The organism is Desulfovibrio intestinivivus, assembly GCF_053570665.1.
This window is the reverse complement of the sequence record NZ_JBRBQT010000001.1, coordinates 19893-38603: the sequence shown is the minus strand read 5'-3', so window position 1 is coordinate 38603 and position 18711 is coordinate 19893. Positions and strand designations below refer to the sequence as shown.

The following is an 18711-nucleotide window of genomic DNA, read 5'->3' as shown; positions in this document are numbered from 1 at the left end:
AAAGCGAAGGGCCTGCAAAGGCCCTTCGCTTTTACCAAACTTTGCTTTCTGATTTACCCTTGAGTTGACTTTGCCAACATTCTCACCCCGTCTATTTTCCGGACAGGGCACGGCGGCGCGTTTTTTCTGTTATGGAGAACCGCGCCGCCTTTTGCGTTTGCGGGGCTATCGCTGGCTCAGAACCGCAATACTCTGCATTAATCCGTCACGCGCCGAATTCCGCACCGATTTGCGCGCACTGGGGGCAGATGCCGGTCAGTTCCACCGTGTCGCCCTGAAGCTGAAAGCCCTGCTGCTGCATGGTGGAAAAGATGGTCTGATACAGCGCGGGATTGTCTACCTCCCGGCTCTTGCGGCAACCGGGGCATACCAGCATGAACACGGGCGCATGAGGCTCCTGGCAGGCTTGCGCGCAGGCCACAAAGGCATTGAGTGAGCCGATTTTGTGCACAAGACCCTGGTTGAGCAGAAATTCAAGCGTCCTGTAGACGCTTGCAGGCGTGAGGGCCTTGGAGGATTTGCCGCGCAGGGCATCAAGGATGTCATAGGCCTTAACGGGTTCCTGAGCCTGTTGCAGATAGGCAAGCACCATGCGCCGCAAGGGCGTGAGCCGCAGAGTGTGGCCCACGCGCGGCTGGTCTGCCTGACAGCACGATGTTTCCGCCTGACAACAGGCAGGTTCTGCCTGATCAGTTGTTTTCGTCTTCCACATAGGGTTCCACCGCCTCAGCCTTGATGCGGTATCCCGCATCGCCGATGTCGCTTTCTGTTTTTTCGATTTCAAGCTTTCCGTATACCCACACGGTGTCCATCATCTGTATGCCGCGTGGCTTGTCCAGTGTGACGTAGATGATCTGGTTGGCCGGGGGCGGCGGCACGTGAATGCACGCGCCGAAATAGGGAACCAGCAGAAATTCGGCCAGTTCATCGCCGCCCAGAAAATCAAGGGGAGCCACAAATCCGGCTATGCGAACCAGCTTGCCGCCCAATGCCTTGTTGGCTGGCGCGTTGCTCCACAGGGCCTGAAATTCTTTCAGGGCCTTGTCGGCTCTGGGGTCGTCATCGCTGAACTTGTCAAAATTGAACTTGTCAAAAACTTTTGCGGGATTCCATGATGGCGGAATCAGCTTGTCCCATGTGATTTCGGTGTATTTTCCACTTTTTTTCGCGGCAGCGGCGGTGTCCGCATCTTCGCGCGAGGGCTGCCAGTGTTCGATTTTTTGCCGCTCGTAATCGTCAGTCAGGGCGAGGGCGGTTGCGCTGTGCAAGCCGCACAGCAATGCTGCCAGCATACAGAGGATGCGCCCTGTGGACGAGGCTGTTTTCATGGCAGGTTCCTTTATTATACAGAGGTGTTGAGGCCGTCAGCCAGACTCATGCGGTAGGCCCGCCATGCCGGGATAAGCCCGGCGGCAAAACCAGCGGCCACAATCCCGCCAAGCAAGCGCCATTCGGCGGCTGTGGGCAGAGTGAGCGTAAGGTTCAGTCCATAGTCCGAAGCCAGCACTGGGCCAAACACGGCCAGCAGGGCGGCCAGGGCGGCAGTTCCAGCCAGAGCGCCTGCAACGACCAGCAGCGTGCTTTCAAACGCCAGAAGGGCCACAATATCCAGAGGGCTTGCCCCTGCCGCACGCAGCACGGCCAGCTCGCGCCGCCGTTCACCCAGCCCTGCCAGAATGGCGGCCACAAGGCCAGCCAGCCCAGCCACAGTTACCAGCCAGGAGAGGACGCGCAAGGCATTTTCGCCCGCGCGCAGCAGGCTCCATAGCTGATCCAACGCCACCCCGGGCATAACAGCCATGAGGGCCTCCTGCTGGTCGGCGTTGATTTCCCTTTGCGCCGCAAAAACGCGGGCGCGGTTTTTCAGGCCAACCAGCACCGCCGTAATACTCTTGGGTGCGAGGCTGAACTTGGTTACCTGATCTGGCCGCACATGAAAACCCGGCACAGGCGCGCCGCCCTGCCAGTCGATGTGGATGGCCTCCATGGCGGCAAGGCTGATGTACAAAGCTCGATCCACAGGCGTACCTGTGGGCGCAAGAATGCCGCAAACAGTAAAGGGCTTGTCCGTATGTTGGGCAAGGTGGGCGCCGCCCGAGCCGTGGCTGAGTACCAACTTGTCGCCCAGCCTGTAGTGCTCTTTGCTGGCAACCTCCGCCCCCAGCACAACATCAAAGATGCCGTCAAAAGGCACGCCCTGCGCCAGTTGCAGATGCATGCGCCTGCTGTATTGGTACTGGGTAAAAAAATCGCCCGAAGTGCCCACTACGGCAAATCCCTTGTGTGAATCGCCGAGCGACAGGGGGATAGTCCAGGCCACGTCCTTGCGTTGGGCAATGCGCTGGGCGCTGTCCCACCCCATGTTGTTGGTGGCTTTGCCCATGTGGAACACGGCATAGAGCAGTAGTTGCAACTCGCTGCCGCGCGCCCCGACCACCATATCCGTACCAGAAACGGCCTGAATAAAATTATCGCGCACCTGAGTGCGCACTCGCTCCATACCGAGCAGCAAGGTGGTGGAAAGCGCTATGGAAAATACCACAAGGCTCAGGGTTCCCCGGCGATTCCATGCGCTCGACCAGGCAAGCCCCAACAAAAAACGCCAACGGCTCATTCGGTTTCCCCCTGCGGGATTGTTCCCTTGTCGGCCCTGCTGGCATCGGCCCGGTTAATCTCTGCCAGCCGGACCCGGCGTTCAAAAAAATCCGCCAGAGACAGGTCATGGCTGACAAACAGCAGGCTTGATCCGGCATCGGCGCTTTCGCGTAGCAGCAGGCGCAGAAAATCCGCCCGCCGTTCCGCATCCAGCGCAGAGGTGGGTTCGTCAGCCATGACCAGCGGGGGCGAGCCTACAAGGGCGCGGGCGGCGGCAACCCGCTGCTGTTGCCCCACAGAAAGGCGGGTTACGCTTTTGCGCCACAGTTCCGGCCCAAGGCCAAGACGCTCAAGCAGACGTTGCGCGGAGTGCTCCGGGCTTCCATCCTTTTCCGCTGCCCGTGTGGTGCGTATGGGCGAAAAACGGCAGGGCAGCAGCACATTGTCCAGCATGGAGAGATGCGGAACAAGATTGAACTGCTGAAAGATCAGGCCGACGGTGTCGCCGCGAAAGGAATCTCTGGCGAATCTGGGCAAGGTGTCCACACGAATTCCGTTGACGCGCACACTGCCAGAAGCTGGTTGGAGTATTCCTGCAATGAGGCTGAGCAGGGTGCTTTTGCCCCCGCCGCTGGGGCCGGAAAGAAAGACCGTCTCCCCTTTGCCCATACTGAACAGGGGAATATGCAGGGTTTCTTCCTCTTGGCCGGGCCAGCAAAATGTGCAGTTTTCAAGCAGGACTGCCTTCTCGCCTGCATTCGTGCTGCAAGGCGCTTGCGGTGGTGTTGGCGTATCGGAATTCATGGGAGTTACCACTTGAGGGTGTGGGCCTGTTCGTTCAGTTCGGCGGCATGCTGCCCTGTGGGGCTGACTATCTGCACGCGCAGCTCATGCAGAGCTGGCCATGCGGAAAAAAGACGCACGTCCATGCCGTGCAGTGCTTCGGGCTGCGCGCATTCAAAGGTGAAGGACGCGTCCAGATCTGCGTGGCCGCTGTGTTCATCGTGCCCGGCATGTTCGTCATGGTCTGCATGTGCCTTGGGTTCAACCGCGGGGGCGGCAGACGCGTTCTGCGTTGATGCTTGCGCCTGTTCCGGCTGCGTGGCTGGCTTTGCTCCCAGCAGGGCCTCGGGCAGGGCATCGGATTCCAGCGTTACCTTTTTGGTGCGGCACTGGGCAGCGGCGGGAAAAACAAAAATATTTTCTGCCTTATGCAAGGCTGCCGCCATGTTCTGCACGGCTTGGCGTTGGGCTGCATCGCGGGGTGCGTGCTCAAAGGGTAGGGCGTTGGCAAGGGGACTTTCGAGGCTGATTTCTACAATATTGCCTTCCACAGCCACGTCCAGGCGGGCTGCGCCATGTTCGTGCGGGCCATGCGCAAGCGCGGGGGCGGCTGCGAACAGAACTGTGCAGGCCGTCACAAGAATCAGGTTTTTCATCATTTCTCCCATGTTTCTGGATCAGGATGTAAGCGTTTTTTGCGCCAGAAAATGAAATGATATATTATTGCATTTTTGTCAAAGGCAACACTTCCTCTCGCCGTCGCATGGCTGCTGTTGACCGGGTTCTTGCCCCGCGCTTGTAGAGTCTGGTGCTTAAGCTATGTGGCGACCCTGCCGTTGCCAGTGGGCAACGCGCAGTTTGTCGGCCACCATGGAAAGGCCGCACAGGCCGATGGAAACTGCCGTGGCCACAAAAACACCCCGGTAGCCGAAGCCTTCATACATAACCAATCCTCCGATTATGGGGGCAAAAATGCCGCTGGAATCGAAGGTGGCCATCATCACATTAGAGTTGATGGAGCGTGTGGTGGGTGTGGAGCGGTCATAGACCATGGCCGCCAGCAGAGGGTAAAGCAGGCCCAGCCCCAGCCCGTACAGGAAGGTGAGGGGAATGAAGGCCCACAGCGGCCCCCAGGCCAGCCCAAGCATGCAACAGACCAGAAGGATGCTGCACAGAATGGTAATCCTGTGGCGCGGCAGCGTATCGAGCCTGTGGCTGCCCACCAGACGCACCAGAATGATGGTGAGCGTATAGGTGCTGAAAAACCACGCCGGGTGCGCGCCGGTGATGGAGCACAAACCCTTCATGAAAAAGATGGCCAGCACTGTCATGATGCTGAATGTCATGCAGGCCATATACACAAAAAACAGGCCGGAATGACTCACTGCATGCCATAATTCCCGACCAGACATGCCGCCTTCTGCCTCCTGGGCCATTTCTGGCTTGCGCAGGCGCGGTGCCAGCGGCACCAGCATGAGCAGGGAGGGAATGCCCAGCAGAGCCGTGAAGGCAAAGAGGTGGGGTTCGCCCCCGAGCAGGGCAAGTATCTGTTCCCCTACTGCCGGAATGATGGAATAGGGCAGCAGCAGGGTGAGCGAAAAGATGGCAAAACCACGCGCGCTTTGGCCTTTGGGTATGCAACTCACCAGCACGGACACCGTGCAGCAGGAGAAAAAGGCAAGGGCAATACCCTGTACCACGCGCAACAGCAGAATCAGCTCAATAATATGGGAGCCACCCACATAAGGGTAGGCCAGCATGACACCGCTTGAAATGATGATGGCAATGCCCATGGGCAAGAGTTTGCCACGGCGCAACAGAACCACGCTTGCCACCTGCCTGAAAATCAGAACCATGACAAACATGGAAGAGAGCAGCACTCCCCGCCAGTTCGGGCTGACAGAGAGGCCTTCGAGCCATTGCTCAAAGCAGTAAAAGACGGCCACAAAACTGTTGCAGCACATGGTCATGCAGAACAGCAGAACAAAATCACGGCTTAATAACGTCTGCGGCGGATCAGGGAAGGCAGTGCCTTCCGGGGTTTGCGCAGGCGATGCGGCTAGGGGCGGCATGGGGCCTCAATCGTGTTGTGCCGCGATGGCCCAGGCCGCCGTGCGGGGCCGGGCCCACCCCCGCAAAGGGTGTGCGGCTAATGATATTCGCCATTGAGGAACTTGGTGGCGTAGGATTGCACTGCTGCATCGTCCACCATGAGCATGTCCATCTGGCGGGTCATTATCAGGAGTCGTCCCAGTTGATCCAGGCGCGCGCACAGCTCATGCCTGGGGTATTTCTGGTAACGTGCCCGCAGTCTATCACCCGTTATCTCAACGGTAAAGCCCAGCTCTTTGAGGATCAGGCCTATGCACTGCACACGCCTTACGCGCTGGGCATTGGCAGCCGCACCCCCGGCAAATTCAAAGCGGATGTAGTTCTTGCTCAGGGTTTCGCCGCACCAGCAGTCAAGAATGGCGTAGTGGTAGCCTACTCGGGACGAAAAATTGAGATAGCGGTCGGAAACTATGGCATAGCTGCGCTGGCCAAAGCGTGAACAGCCCTCCTCATTGCAGCCAATGGCGGTCTGCCCCATGACAGAAAGAAATCCGCGCATGTTTACAGGCCGTGGGCCACGAGCCTGCACCGCCGGATTGAGCATGCCGTCAAGCACGCACTTGAAAGGCACGCTCAGCACATCATTTGGCGTTACCTGGCGGGATTCCGGATTGCGCAGCCCACCGCCCAGATCAATCACGTGCAGATCAAGCGGCACCGTGCAGACCAGCTTGCTGGCAACGCCCGCGCAGTGATCCGTAACTCTGTCGGATATCTGGAACATCTGGGAATAGCTCAATTCGTGCACATAGCGCATGATGTCGTGCAGCGATGTGCAGTGGCGGGGCGTGAAGGTATCCGCGCGCGGATCCACCAGATGCAGCGGTAAAATATAGGGGGCGATGCGCCGTAAAAGCACCAGAGCCGGGCTGCTGGGTCGGGCCTGAGGCTTCACCAGCCGCAGGGTCAGCAGCTCCTGCACTTCGCCGTCAAAAATTCTGCCGGTAAGCGCATCCACGGTGACGATCTGCTCCTCGGCCAGAATACTGTTGGCGCCCGGCAGGTTCATGATGGTCGGCACGCCAAATTCTCGGCAAATGGAAGCCATGTGACCGGTAAGACTGCCTGTTTCTGCAATGATGGCCGAGGCGCGGCGCATGGCCGCCATGGCGTTGGGCGATGAATGGGCAAGCAGCATGACGGCCCCTTCGGGAAAGTGCGTCATGTCTTCCCCTTCGCCCACATGGACAACAGGGCCGCAACCAACGCCCCGCGCGGCAATGTCGCCACCTGAGAGCAGGGGGCGCAGGTGGCGCAGGGCCGGGGCAGAATGTTCCTCAGAGGCGCTGTCCAGCCCCATGGGGCGGGTTTGCAGCAAAATAATCTGGTCGTCTTCGTCCACGGCCCATTCCATATCCTGCGGATACTGGTAGTGCCGTTCGAGTTCCATGACCATTTCTGCCAGTCTGCGCACCTGATCATCGCTGAGGCAGGGAACATCGCGCAGGGAATCGGGCACGGATTCGAGCGTGCTTTCCACAAGGCCGGTCTTGGTGCGCACAAGGCGCAGCCGCACTGTTTTGTGGGCAATGGTGCCCATGGTGATCTTTTTTGTGGCGCGGGAAACAAGCCACTGGTCGGGTGTTCCCGAGCCGTCCACGACCATTTCGCCCAGACCCCACAGGCCGTTGATGACAGTGGCGTTGGAGCGCAGGTCTACCGGATGACGGGAAAAAGCCACGCCAGCGGCCTTGGCCCGTACCATTTCAACACAGCAAAGACCCATGCCGGTGGCGTCCAGATCGTAGCCGTGTTCGGCGCGGTAGGTCAGGGCGCGGGGCGAAAACAGGCTGGCAACCACCTTCTTGAAGGCGGACAGCAGATCCTGGCGGGTAACGCCGAGGATACTGCGGTACTGACCGGCAAAAGATTGCACGCCGTCCTCGGCAATGGCGCTGGAGCGCAGAGCCACAACCACATCCGCGTTTTTGCCGAAGGCGGCGTCCCATTCCGCAAACAGGGCTTGTTCAACCTCTGCCGGGATGGGGGCTTCCAGCACAAGCAGCTCAATATTTTTGGAAATTTCTGCAATTAACGCGGGTTTTTCGGGGTCAACAGATTTCAGCAGCCTGAACAGGTTTTTAAACAGGCCCGGCGTGCGCAGCAAAAAAAAGCTGCATGCCCGGATAGTGATGGAAAATCCGCGCGGCACAGGCATATCCAGCATATTGCGCAGCTCGCCGAGGTTGGCGTTTTTGCCGCCGACACTGTAGGCCATGCTGGCATCAACCTCTGAGAGGGGCAGGGTAAACTGCGGCACATCGCCGCGCGTGTGCTGATCTAGCTCGTGCTCAATGCGCGCGGCAATGGAATGTACGGCGCTGCCCAGAGAAATATCGCACTGCCCTGACATTTCGCTCAGGGTAGAGGCCATGCGCTCGCAGTGGAATATGGCCCGGCGGGCCTGCTTGCGCACTTCGCTGGTTTCCATGTGCTTGTCGCCGCGCAGGGTGGCGTCCAGCCCGGCCATTACCCCGGCCAGATCTGCATTGGCCTGGAGCAGTTCCTTGAACGAGACATAGCGTTTGTTGAAGGCGTCCATGGCCGCCTCGCGGCCAACACGAGGGGCAATGCCAAACAGTTTTCTCAGCAGAGAGGCCATACGGATATCCTTGATCGCAGATTTTCGTCATGCCCTGAAACTGATGATGCTGAATGCCTGATGCGTAAACGTTGCTTGTCAGCGTCCCTGCCCGATTACAATATACCTCTGCGCAGGGCCGCGTCCGTCTTTGCGCACAAGCCCCAGCTGCACAAGCAATTGCAGGTCGTACTGAGCCGTGCGCATGGAAATATTTTTCCCGGCAAGCGCTTGATATTCCTGCCTGCTGATGCTGCCCGAAGCCGCGATGGTCGGCCAGACCTCCATGACGCGCCGGTTGAGCTTGTCCGCAGAGTCCTTGCCGCGCAGCAGGGTATCCAGTTGCGCGGAGGCCTCGTTTTGCGGCTGAGGGGCAGGGTCGCCCGCTGAGGCCTGCATGGGAATATCTGCGGCCGCCGAGCTAACCAGCCTGCCGGGCAAACCTTCTGCCGATGCAGGATCTTCGGCAGGGGGCGTTGTGCAGAATCCCTGATCGCAAGGATCATCCTGCGGCTTGCGCGATTCCTGCGCCGGAGCTGCCGCAGTTTCGTTCTGTCCTGCCGGGATGGCGTCGTTTTGCGGCTGGGTAGCCGCGCCAAGCTGAATATCTTCTGCAAGTAGGATGCCACCTTCGCAGAATGTCAGAGCCCGCGTGAGGGTGTTTTTTAATTCGCGCACATTGCCGGGCCAGTCGTAGTCCATCAGTTTGGCCATGGCTCCTTTGCTGACCTGCGGCATGGCGGCGGTCATTGCAGCCAGCCCGCCAGCGGGCTGTGCTCCGCCCTCGGCTTTCAGCCTTGCCTTGGCCTTGAGAGCTTCCGAAAGAAAATAGACAGCCAGCGAGGGAATGTCCGTCTTGCGCTCCCGCAGCGGCGGCGTGTTGATGGTGATGACGGCCAACCGGTAGTACAAGTCCTCGCGGAAAGTGCCTTTTTGCGAATCATCTATAAGTGATGCATTGGTGGCCGCAATGATGCGCGTGTCAAAAGGTACGTCTTCATCGCTGCCCAGCGGCCTGATTCGCCTGGTGGAGAGCGCCCGCAGCAGGGCCTGCTGCACCTTGGGGGCCGCATTGCCCACTTCGTCCAGCATGAGCGTGCCGCCCTGCGCCGTCAGAAAAGCCCCTTTACGTGGCGCGCGCGCCTCGGTGAATGCGCCTTTCACATGCCCGAAAAGGGTGTCCATGAGCAGATTTTCATCCAGCGCGCCGCAATTGATGGTAATGAACGGCCCCGAAGCCCGTGCGCTGAGCCTGTGGATGGCCTCGGAAACCAGCTCCTTGCCTGTGCCGGTTTCGCCCACAACCAGCACATCGGCCATCACCTGCGAAGCCTTGCGGACATTGTCGCACAGGGCAAGCATGGTGGGGGATGTGCCAATAAGGCTGTTGACGGGCAGGTCTTCGGGATGCGGCAGATCTTCCACTGGCTCGCGCTGTTGCTGGGCATCATCCTCCGCGGCGCGCAGGCGGCGGGCCTCCGCAGCAAAGCGCAAGCGTTCAAGCAGGGTGTTTATGCCAGTCTTGAGCCGTTCCAGCTCTCGCGGCATTTGGGGCATATCTATATTCTTGTCGTTTCCTTCGGCGTTGCAGCGTTCAAGTTCCGCAGTCACGGCATTGAGTGATCTGCCCGTCTGCCGCGCAAGCCACCAAAGGCTCAACCCCAAAAGCAGCATGCCGCCAAGAAAGGCCCCCACATAGATGCCCATGAGCTGCACGCCCGTGCGCGTGGTGGTAAAACTGGTGTCCAATACCGCCAGACCGCCCAGTACAATTGTTGCCTGCGAAACCGGGCTGAAGGTCACCGGCACGTAACTTACCCTCTCCACCCGCATCTGGCTGCTGCTCCACAGGGAGCTGTTTTCAGAAAGGGGGAGCTGGCCTGACTTGCCCTCCTGCACATCGGATACCATGTTCCAGTAATTGATGTGTTCAGGGCTGGGCCGGAATGCGGTGTTAAATCCCGGCCTGCCAAAATCGCCGGTAAAGCCAGCGCGCACGGCATCTGTGCCTAGGCTGCGCTGGGCCAGGCCAGCATCCGGCGCTTCAGACTGAAAGAGCATCCAGCCATCGCGATCAAAAAAAAGTGTGCGCACGCGCCCCTCATCGCCTGATGCGGCAATGGGTGCATTGGGGCCGGAGTAGGTGGACAGGATATCCCGCAGCTCCCGCAGATCCAGAGAAAGCATCAGGTAGCCGGCAAATGTGCCTTCCGCATCATGAACCGGGGTGGAAAAACGCAGCACGTGCAGGGTGATGTTCTGGTTGCTGCCCTTAACCGGCACCATGGAGTAGGTCACTTCCACGGGTTGGGCAACGCTGACGTGCCCGGTGCGGTGTTCAGAAGCAATGGAGTGGAAGGGGCCGGTGGGGCTGGCAAGGGCCTGCCGCATGGGAACATTGATGATATCCCCGCCTGTGTTGACAAGCAGATAGCGGTTGTCTGGGGCCAGACCCTCAAAGGCCAGCTCCCTGTAGCGCAAGCCGCCAGCCTTGGCGCGGAATTTGAGCCGGTTGGCCATGTCTTTTTGATCCATGGAGCCAGCAGCGAGAATAAGAAGCTGATTGCGCGTTTCTTCAAGCGCCTGTTCCAGAGCAAGGCTCATTGCCTGTGACTGAAGCTGTGCATTGCGCGCAATTGCGCGATCAAGAATGGCCTCGATGCTACTGCCCGTAGCAGTAAAAATAATCAGCAGTACAAGCGCCAGCAGGGGCAAGCCCAGCATCAGCATGCGGCTTGCAAGGCTGCGATTCATAAAGAACGCCGTGAACTCCAGCGAACTGCCCTGGGGAAGTGTTCTGTGTAAGCGCATGGTGCTCCCCTGTTTTGTGCAAAAAAGCGCAATCTTTGAGCTGAGTATAAAAAACATTGCTCTTCGTGACAAGATTTTTCGCGCAAAAATAGAAAAAAAGGCGCAATTACAGGCAATAATTATGCAATGGCACAGCCTTTGCTAATACTTTCACATTCGAGGCAACGAGGCGGTGCCTGCCCCCGACGGGAGACACCGCAAAATGGGTAAGTGGTTGAAGTGGAGATGTCACATTTTGATGTGGAGGAAGTTATGAAAAGGATGCAGAGGCTCTGGACATGGCTTACAGGTTGCGCGCTGCTGGTTGCGGCATTGCCCGGCGCGGCCCTGGCTGCTGGCGGCGGCAAGGTTGCCAACGTTGTGGTGGTCGCCGATACGCGCAAGCTTGACGGCATACTGTACTGGTGGGCTGAAATGTATAATGAAAGCCATTTCTTTTTTGCCATTCTGACTATGGCCATCATCCCGGTTACTGGCTGCATTCTCGGGTGGCTGGCAGATATCGTCATGACGCATATCGGCATTGACCTCAAGCACCGCGAATTGTCCGAAAAGTAGTCGGAAGGAGGCAAGTTATGGAATGGTTGTATATTTTGATGCCCATTTCCGGCGTGTTCATTTTCTGGCCGGGCCTTGTCATTCTTGGTTTGGGCGTTGGCATTATCGGCGGCTTCTTCGGCATGGGCGGCGCCTGGATGGTTACCCCCGGTCTTAACATTCTTGGTTTCCCCATGGCCTTTGCCATTGGTACCGACGTGGCGCAGATGGCGGGTAAATCGCTTATCTCCACCATGCGGCACGGCAAGTTCGGCAACGTTGACTACGGCTTGGGCCTGACCATGCTGGTTGGTACCATCGTGGGCGTGGAAGTTGGCGCGCAGATGGTCATGTGGCTGGAACGCCTGGGTTCCGTCGACAAGGTTGTGCGCTGGTTGTACGTTGTCCTGCTTGTGCTGCTGGCATGGCTTGTATTTCATGATATCGCCGCCCGCCGCAGGAAGGAACGTGAAGCAAGAGCCCAGAACAGGGAACTTGACCAGACGGCCACTGGCGTTGACTGGGCCTCCCGCCTGCACGCCATCAAGATTCCGCCTGTCTTCCACTTCAAGCAGGCCAACATCACCTGCTCCGCATGGCTGCCCATCTTCGTCAGCTTCTTCACCGGCTGGCTGGCTGGTATCCTCGGCATCGGCGGCGGTCTTATCCGCATGCCCGCCCTGGTGTATCTTGTCGGCTGCCCCACCCATCTGGCGGTGGGTACGGACCTCTTTGAAGTCGCCATCTCCGGTCTCTACGGCACGGCTTCGTACGCATACAAGGGCCGCGTGGAATTGCTTGCCGCTCTCATCATGCTGTGCGGCGCGGCCATCGGCGCGCAGATCGGCGTTGTTGCCACCAAGTATGTAAAGGGCTACGGCATCCGCCTCGTGTTTGGCCTGGCTGTTATCGGCTGCCTCATCTCGGTTGTGTGCAAGCTGGTTGAAGCTGAATTCCCGGCGTGGAGCTGGCTGCTTGGCCCGACCGCTACGATCGACGTGCTCGGCTTCGTGTCGGCTATCTCCCTTTACATAACCGTCAAGATGGTACAGGGCGCCAAGGCGGAAATTGCCGCCAAGAAGAACCAGCCCGCGGCCAACTAGAAGGAGACCCGCCATGAAGATTCGTAACCTGATGCTTATGCTGGCGATGGCCTTCTCTGTTGCACTGCTCACCGGCTGCAACTTCGACGGAGGCGTGGAACAGGGACGCTGCGTGGCCTTTGATGCCACAGCCAAAACCCTCACCATCGTGGTGGACGTGACGCACGATCAGTTTAACCCGCACTACAGCGGCGGCACGCATACCTTCAAGCTGCCTGTGGAATCCAAAGACATGGGCCCGAGCCCCAGCGTGGGCGGCCGCCTGATGATCGACCTGGTCAAGAACACCGTGCTTATCTATGACCAGAAGACCAACAGTGTACGCGAACTGGCCGTGCAGTTCACCGATGTGGAAAAGAACGTCGGCTCCGACCATCCCAAGGTCAAGGGCAAGACCTTCCCCATTATCGACAAGGACCAGCAGACCGTCACCGTGTACTCTGGACGTCAAAAGTCTTTGATCACCTTCAAGATTCCTGCTGAAGCCCAGGATTACCCGGCCTATGTATGGACCGCTGGTGATGAAATGCGCATTGCCTACCGCAATGCCGACAAGGCCCAGGCCATGCGCATCATGAACGTGACCAAGACCAACATCTTCAAGAAGTAAACCCCCAGGGTGCCTACCCCCACCCTGCGCGCCGGAGCGGTTCGCCCCGCTCCGGCGCCCCTCGGGTGGACAAACACACTCAGGAGAGCATCAATGAACAGTTACCGTCAGACCCTTTATTCCAGCATAATCCGGGTTGCGGCCAACGCAGTCATGGTTGGCGCGATCTTTGTGGGCATGTATCAGTCGGCCCACAGTTCTGGGGCCTCGGAACTGGTGTTCTGCGCATGGTTTTTTGGCATCACGGTGCCTACGTGGGCAGGGGCCTTCTGGCTCACCAAAAAGGTGCGCCAGATATATCCCGCCGAGTTTCAGAGCCTTGTGGAACTGCCGCGCCTTGGGCAGAGGCTTGTAAGCTGGCACGTGGCCGAAACGTCCATGTGCCCCGTCATTGATCGCCGATAAACGGGAGCAGCAGCATGTCGTGTGTCATGACCATACCACAGGCGGGCAGGAAGGAACCTATGGGGGAATTCATCAAGAGTCAGGGTTGGCAGAACTGCCTCCAGACCCGTGCCCGGCAGCGTTATTGGGGCGCTCTGTGCGCCCTGTTGCTGGGTTTTGCCCTGCTGGGAATACTTGACGGCCTGCAAGGCCTTGCAAGGTCAGGCGCGGATGTGATCGAATTGCTGCCCGGCGGCAGCGTGTCCATATCCGGGCCGCTGACCATCAAAAATCCCGTCAACAGCGACCTCAAGGCGCAATTTGCCCCGGAAAATCCGGCCCTTTTTTATGATCTGGAAGGATTCTTTGCGGGCTACTGGTTTGGCAACGGCATGTGGCGAGGCAGTGTGCGCGCCGATGCCGTGGCGGAACCCGGCAGTTACGCCCTGAAAGTTTCTTTCAGGGGTGCGGCTGCCAGCACCACGCAGCACTATACTGTTATTGTGCATGCCGATGAAACCGCCATGCGGGCGGCGTCTACTTCGTACTTGCGGCGCGTTACCGGCTATAACCCCTTTGTGCTGGCTGCGGGATGCTGCGGTCTGGCCCTGCTGGGCGGGGTTGTGGTGTTCAGGCTTGGCAGCAAGTACATACGCCAGCTGACAACCCTTGGCTGCGGAGAAATCGTGCGCGTGGAACAGAATGCTGACACTGCCGCGCAAGCGCAATCCGGCCACATCTGGTGCCTGCTGTATGGTCTGCGCGCGCCTGCAAAGGGAACGCCCTGCGCCGTTTATGATGCGCAAGGCATGCCCCTTGGCACTGCCCGCGCCGAAGAAGCAAAGAACGGCACGCTTGAACTGAATTTTGACTCAATCTCAAGCCCGGCGGCAGAAGCCGGTGCGACCAATACCGCCGTTCGTCCTGGCTGTCTTGTCCAATTGCGACCCCCAAGGCCGCTCTCTCCTCCGGTCAAAGACAGATAAGGTCGTTCGGTCTCCTGCGGCATGCACTTGGCGCGTCACCTGTGCATGCCGCTTTTTTTTTGCCCGCCGCATTCATCCCGCCTTGCCGCTCTTGCCGCCTGCTTTGCCATAAGCTATGCTTATTGTGTTGCATATGCCCCCTGAGGGCTTAAACCAAGGCGGAATTTTCATGTCTCAACTTTGCCCCTGCGGCAGCGGCCAGTCTCTGGACCAATGCTGCGGCCCCCATATTGAAGGCGCGTCCTGGCCCCAGAACGCAGAAAGCCTCATGCGTTCGCGGTATTCGGCCTATGTGCTTGGCCGCCATCAGTGGCTTGTGGAAACCACGCATCCTGACTACCGGGAAAATGTGGACGCCGACAAGCTGGCCGAGCAGACCAGGGATATAACCTGGCTGCGTCTTGATATTGCCGCGACCGAAAACGATGTTCCCGCCGGAGAACACGGCGAACTTTTTGATGTTGTTGAATTCTATGCCTATTATGAACTGGAGGGGATCCCCCGCCAGTTGGGCGAGCGTAGCTTTTTTCTGCGCAAGGACGACAAGATTTATTATGTGGACGGCGTGGCCCTGCGGCCTGACGCCTACCGCAGGCAGGAACCCAAGGTGGGGCGTAATGATCCCTGCCCCTGCGGCAGCGGCAAAAAATACAAGAAATGCTGCGGGGCTTCCAAATCCTGATGACCACGGACGCAGAACGCGCAAAAAATTCCGGCAGGGGCAAGAATGGTTCTCTGACAGCCATCCGGCAGTTTTGTCTGGAGTGCCAGGGTGCGTCTGCCAAGGCGGTTCGCGCCTGCGCGGATGAAGATTGCCCCCTTTGGGCCTGGCGGCTTGCCACACTGGCGGGCGAGGAATGCCCCGCCCCGGCGGAGCAAGCCGCACGTCAGGCTCTGCGGGCCATTCGCAGGCAGTGCATGGGCTGTGCTGGCGACAGGGTAGAGGTGCGCGCCTGTGCGGCGCGTGATGCCTGTGCCCTGTGGCATTGCCGGTTTGGCGTGCGTCCGCAGACTTACAAGGCCGTGCGGCGGCGTTTTTTTGCTCCCAAACCCTTGCGACTTTTGTAATGCGCCACCAAGAACGCGGCGCAACACCACAGGAGGTATCCATGCCTCATTTGCTCGAATGGTCGAGAGCGTATGCTCATCGCCTTGACGCTGATTCTGCTGCGGCCCTGAAGGCGCGCGCGCCGGAAGTGGCCCAGAGGCTTCAGCGCGAGCTGGCATCCGGCGAGTTGCCCTTTATTTCCATGCCCTTCCGCGCCAAGCTGGAAGTGGAAATGGCCCCGCTGATTCCCCGCATCAAGGCCTACAAGCATATGCTGGTGCTGGGCATCGGCGGCTCTGCCCTTGGGGCGCGGGCCATGCAGCAGGCCTTTGCGCCGGGGCAGGACGGCCCCGCTCATCGCGGCCCGTGGCTGTGGATTGCGGACAATGTCTGTGCGGAGCGCTTTGAAGCCCTGCTCGGCAAGCTCAATCCCGCGGAAACCGTGGTGGTGTGCATCAGCAAGTCTGGCGGCACCATTGAGACCATCTCGCAGTATTTTCTTGTGCGTGACTGGCTTAAGGCCAGCGTGGGCGAGGGCTGGCAGGATCAGATGATCGTTGTCACCGATGAACGCAAGGGCTACCTGCGCGAAGAAGCCAACCGCTATGGGCTGACCGCCCTTGAAGTGCCGGATTATCTTGGCGGCCGCTATTCAGCTCTCTCTGCTGTGGGGCTTTTGCCCGCGGCCTTTCTGGGCATAGACTGGCAGGCCCTGCTGGACGGCGCAGCCGATGTTGCACGCCCCCTGCTGCAAAATCCGGAGCAGGTTGCTGATCATCCTTCGTTTGCTCTGGCCTGCTGGGCCAAGGCTCTGGAAGACAAGGGCTACAGCCAGCTGATATTTTTCAGCTACATTCCGCAGTGGGCCGCCTACGGCGACTGGTTTGCCCAGCTTTGGGCCGAAAGCCTGGGCAAGGACGGGCAGGGCAGCCAGCCTGTGCCCGCCACCGGGGTGACGGATCAGCATTCCATCAACCAGATGTTTTTGAGCGGCCCGCGCAACAAGGGGTGCATTTTCCTGACCAGCCGCGATCAGGCGCAGGGACCCAATTTCGGCATGGATGTGCCGGATCAGTGGGCCTGGCTGCGGGCCAAACCCTTTGGCAGCCTGCTTGAAGCCGAGGCCCTGGGAACCCGTATGGCCCTGTGCCAGAGCGGCGTGCCCCTGCTGCATGTGGAAATGCACAACAACGGCCCCCGCGCCGCCGGCTCGCTCATGCTGCTGCTTGAGGCGGCCACCCTGTTTACGGGTTGGCTCATGGGCATCAATCCGCTGGATCAACCCGCAGTGGAGCTGGGCAAACGCCTTGCCAACGCGCGGCTTGGGGCTGGCGGCTATGCGCAGGAAGAAGCCGATCTGGCAGAATACCTTGCCGTACCCAAAATGGAACAGAAGTTTTAAGCAAGTGAACGGTGCGGGACCGTTGCCAAGGGCAAAAAAACGGTGTCCCGCGCTGGTTGCAACCCTTTGCCTGTGTGCCGAAATGTGCTTCAGGAGTGGCGGTGGCCGTCAGACGGCGGCTTTCGGATATGCCTGGGGTTTTTATAACCTGTCGCGTAGCGGCGGCTTTGCGGCGGGGCGTAGCGGTCGTTTTCCCTGCGCCCCAGCGGTGGTGGCAGAAGTGCCGCGCCGTCCGGAGCCGCCGTGCGCGCAAAGGCATTGCTATGTTCAGAAAAAAGCAGCGTAACGAAGCCTGCATCCGCCAGTGCGAGGATGCCTGCGCCCAGACCGTTGACACGGATAGCGCGTTGCCAAGTTACGCCCGCACATTATCCTGGCTCTCGCTGGTGGTCATTTTGCTGACCAGCCTGGGGCTTTCTTTCTTTATTTCCAACTCTGCGCGCGAGACCCTGCTCACACGGCAGGAGAACTTTGCCCAGCAGCTTGTGGAAAATCTCAACAGCCAGATATTTCGCCGATTCGCCTTGCCCACCTTGCTGGGCTACGGACGTATTGCCCTGCGCCAGCCAGAACAATATGACAGGCTGGATCAGGTGGTGAAGTCCGTCATTCACGGATTGCCGGTCGAGCGGTTGCGCATTTATGATTTTTCGCGTCTGGTGGCGTATTCCACCAAGAAGGAAGATCTGGGCCGCGCTGGTTTATCCCCGCCATATCTGGACGACATTCTGGAAGGCGGAGCGCCGAGGTCGGAAATCATCTCGACCATGCCGGGCTGGCAGGCTCCATTTCGTGTGCCGTTGCAGGAAGGCTCGTTTGTGCTGCGCATTCTTTACCCCCTGCGCGGCGAACCCCTGCACCCCGGTGAGGAAGCGCCCATCATGGGCGCGCTGGAGCTCACGCAGGATATTACAGGCGACTATGAGCAGGTGCTGACGTTTCAGGGCATCATTGTTGTCATGTGTCTGCTTTCGTCTGTGATCATGTTTGGCCTGCTGCTCATGCTGATCCACCGGTCGGAGCGGGTGCTTGCGGCGCGTATGTACAAGAACCGGGTTCTTGAAAACCAGTTGCACAGCAATGAACGGCTGGTAAGCATGGGCAGGGTGGTGGCCAGTATCGCGCACGAAATCCGCAATCCGCTGGGCATCATCCGTTCCAGCGCCGAACTGCTGCAACGCCGTACCGACAAGGCCGACGCCAGCACACGCCGTATTCTTGGGGCGATTTTTGACGAGGCTGTTCGGCTTTCGCAGACAGTCAACGACTTTCTGGACTACGCCCGCCCCCGCCAGCCCAAGCAGGACGTTGTGGACGTGAATGTGGTGCTGGATCAGGTTCTGGCCTTTCTTGAAGGCGAGATGGGGCGCTGCGGCGTGGCGCTTGAACGGCAGTGCGAGAGTGGGCTTTTTACACCCGGCGACAAGGATTTGCTGTACCGGGCTTTTTACAATATCCTTGTGAACGGCCAGCAGGCGATGGATGGGCCGGGCGTTGTGCGCATAAAAGGGCGCATTGATGACAACGGCCACGTTTGCATTGAATTTCTTGATTCTGGCCCCGGTTTTGACCCCGCTACGCTACCCAACCTGCTGGATCCCTTTTTTACTACCAAAGACGGCGGCACTGGGCTTGGTTTGCCCATTGTGCAGTCGATCATCTCAAGCCACGGCGGTGTCATCAAGCTTGAAAACGGCCCCGAGGGCGGGGCGCTGGTAAGGGTTCTGCTGCCCAGAGCCCAAACTGGCGCATAGGATAC

17 protein-coding genes are annotated in these 18711 nt (G+C 59.1%); 9 read left to right on the top strand and 8 right to left on the bottom strand.

What is annotated here, in order from left to right; all coding sequences use genetic code 11:
• Positions 1 to 205: 205 nt before the first annotated feature.
• The 8 genes from ACUZ9P_RS00175 to ACUZ9P_RS00140 all read right to left on the bottom strand — a co-directional run bounded on the left by ACUZ9P_RS00175 (position 206) and on the right by ACUZ9P_RS00140 (position 10882).
• Positions 206 to 712, bottom strand: coding sequence for a Fur family transcriptional regulator (locus ACUZ9P_RS00175; RefSeq protein ID WP_449248174.1), 507 nt, complete (start codon positions 710 to 712; stop codon positions 206 to 208).
• Positions 690 to 1328: a DUF3299 domain-containing protein gene (locus tag ACUZ9P_RS00170; RefSeq protein ID WP_298994013.1), complete on the bottom strand. Its 639-nt coding sequence runs from the start codon at positions 1326 to 1328 to the stop codon at positions 690 to 692. The genes ACUZ9P_RS00175 and ACUZ9P_RS00170 overlap by 23 nt, the downstream gene beginning before the upstream one ends.
• A 14-nt stretch (positions 1329 to 1342) precedes the next feature.
• The gene (locus ACUZ9P_RS00165) at positions 1343 to 2614 is read right to left on the bottom strand and encodes an ABC transporter permease (protein ID WP_449248173.1); all 1272 of its coding nucleotides are present in this window, start codon (positions 2612 to 2614) and stop codon (positions 1343 to 1345) included.
• The gene (locus ACUZ9P_RS00160) at positions 2611 to 3399 is read right to left on the bottom strand and encodes an ABC transporter ATP-binding protein (protein ID WP_449248172.1); all 789 of its coding nucleotides are present in this window, start codon (positions 3397 to 3399) and stop codon (positions 2611 to 2613) included. Before ACUZ9P_RS00160 ends, ACUZ9P_RS00165 begins: the two co-directional genes overlap by 4 nt.
• Before the next feature lie 5 nt (positions 3400 to 3404).
• Positions 3405 to 4034 carry a DUF2796 domain-containing protein gene (locus ACUZ9P_RS00155; RefSeq protein WP_449248171.1) on the bottom strand — a complete coding sequence of 210 codons (630 nt, stop codon included), beginning with the start codon at positions 4032 to 4034 and terminating at the stop codon, positions 3405 to 3407.
• A 156-nt stretch (positions 4035 to 4190) separates the two neighbouring features.
• Complete coding sequence (locus ACUZ9P_RS00150) at positions 4191 to 5450, bottom strand: MFS transporter (RefSeq protein ID WP_298994020.1); 1260 nt, start codon at positions 5448 to 5450, stop codon at positions 4191 to 4193.
• Positions 5451 to 5527: 77 nt separating this feature from the next.
• Entirely contained in the window at positions 5528 to 8092 is a 2565-nt protein-coding gene (locus ACUZ9P_RS00145; protein ID WP_449248169.1) for a PEP/pyruvate-binding domain-containing protein, read from the bottom strand.
• 78 nt (positions 8093 to 8170) lie between these two features.
• Positions 8171 to 10882 carry a sigma 54-interacting transcriptional regulator gene (locus tag ACUZ9P_RS00140; RefSeq protein WP_449248168.1) on the bottom strand — a complete coding sequence of 904 codons (2712 nt, stop codon included), beginning with the start codon at positions 10880 to 10882 and terminating at the stop codon, positions 8171 to 8173.
• 252 nt (positions 10883 to 11134) lie between these two features.
• Here ACUZ9P_RS00140 and ACUZ9P_RS00135 point away from each other — a divergent pair, with 252 nt between their 5' ends.
• From ACUZ9P_RS00135 to ACUZ9P_RS00095, 9 genes are all read left to right on the top strand, one after another.
• Positions 11135 to 11440, top strand: coding sequence for a DVU0150 family protein (locus ACUZ9P_RS00135; RefSeq protein ID WP_022658263.1), 306 nt, complete (start codon positions 11135 to 11137; stop codon positions 11438 to 11440).
• Positions 11441 to 11457: 17 nt separating this feature from the next.
• The gene (locus ACUZ9P_RS00130; protein WP_022658264.1) at positions 11458 to 12522 is read left to right on the top strand and encodes a sulfite exporter TauE/SafE family protein; all 1065 of its coding nucleotides are present in this window, start codon (positions 11458 to 11460) and stop codon (positions 12520 to 12522) included.
• 13 nt (positions 12523 to 12535) lie between these two features.
• Entirely contained in the window at positions 12536 to 13132 is a 597-nt protein-coding gene (locus ACUZ9P_RS00125) for a DUF4881 domain-containing protein (RefSeq protein ID WP_449248167.1), read from the top strand.
• A 93-nt stretch (positions 13133 to 13225) separates the two neighbouring features.
• Positions 13226 to 13537 (top strand): hypothetical protein, encoded by a 312-nt coding sequence (locus ACUZ9P_RS00120; RefSeq protein ID WP_022658266.1) that lies wholly within the window; start codon positions 13226 to 13228, stop codon positions 13535 to 13537.
• A 59-nt stretch (positions 13538 to 13596) separates the two neighbouring features.
• The gene (locus tag ACUZ9P_RS00115) at positions 13597 to 14502 is read left to right on the top strand and encodes a hypothetical protein (protein WP_449248166.1); all 906 of its coding nucleotides are present in this window, start codon (positions 13597 to 13599) and stop codon (positions 14500 to 14502) included.
• 169 nt (positions 14503 to 14671) lie between these two features.
• On the top strand, positions 14672 to 15184 hold the full coding sequence (locus ACUZ9P_RS00110; protein ID WP_298994035.1) for a YchJ family protein: 513 nt from the start codon (positions 14672 to 14674) through the stop codon (positions 15182 to 15184).
• A complete protein-coding gene (locus ACUZ9P_RS00105; protein ID WP_449248165.1) occupies positions 15184 to 15570 on the top strand; it encodes a hypothetical protein in 387 nt (128 codons plus the stop codon). The genes ACUZ9P_RS00110 and ACUZ9P_RS00105 overlap by 1 nt, the downstream gene beginning before the upstream one ends.
• A 41-nt stretch (positions 15571 to 15611) precedes the next feature.
• The gene (locus ACUZ9P_RS00100) at positions 15612 to 16952 is read left to right on the top strand and encodes a glucose-6-phosphate isomerase (RefSeq protein ID WP_449248164.1); all 1341 of its coding nucleotides are present in this window, start codon (positions 15612 to 15614) and stop codon (positions 16950 to 16952) included.
• 263 nt (positions 16953 to 17215) lie between these two features.
• Positions 17216 to 18706 (top strand): sensor histidine kinase, encoded by a 1491-nt coding sequence (locus ACUZ9P_RS00095; RefSeq protein ID WP_298994040.1) that lies wholly within the window; start codon positions 17216 to 17218, stop codon positions 18704 to 18706.
• Positions 18707 to 18711 lie beyond the last annotated feature (5 nt).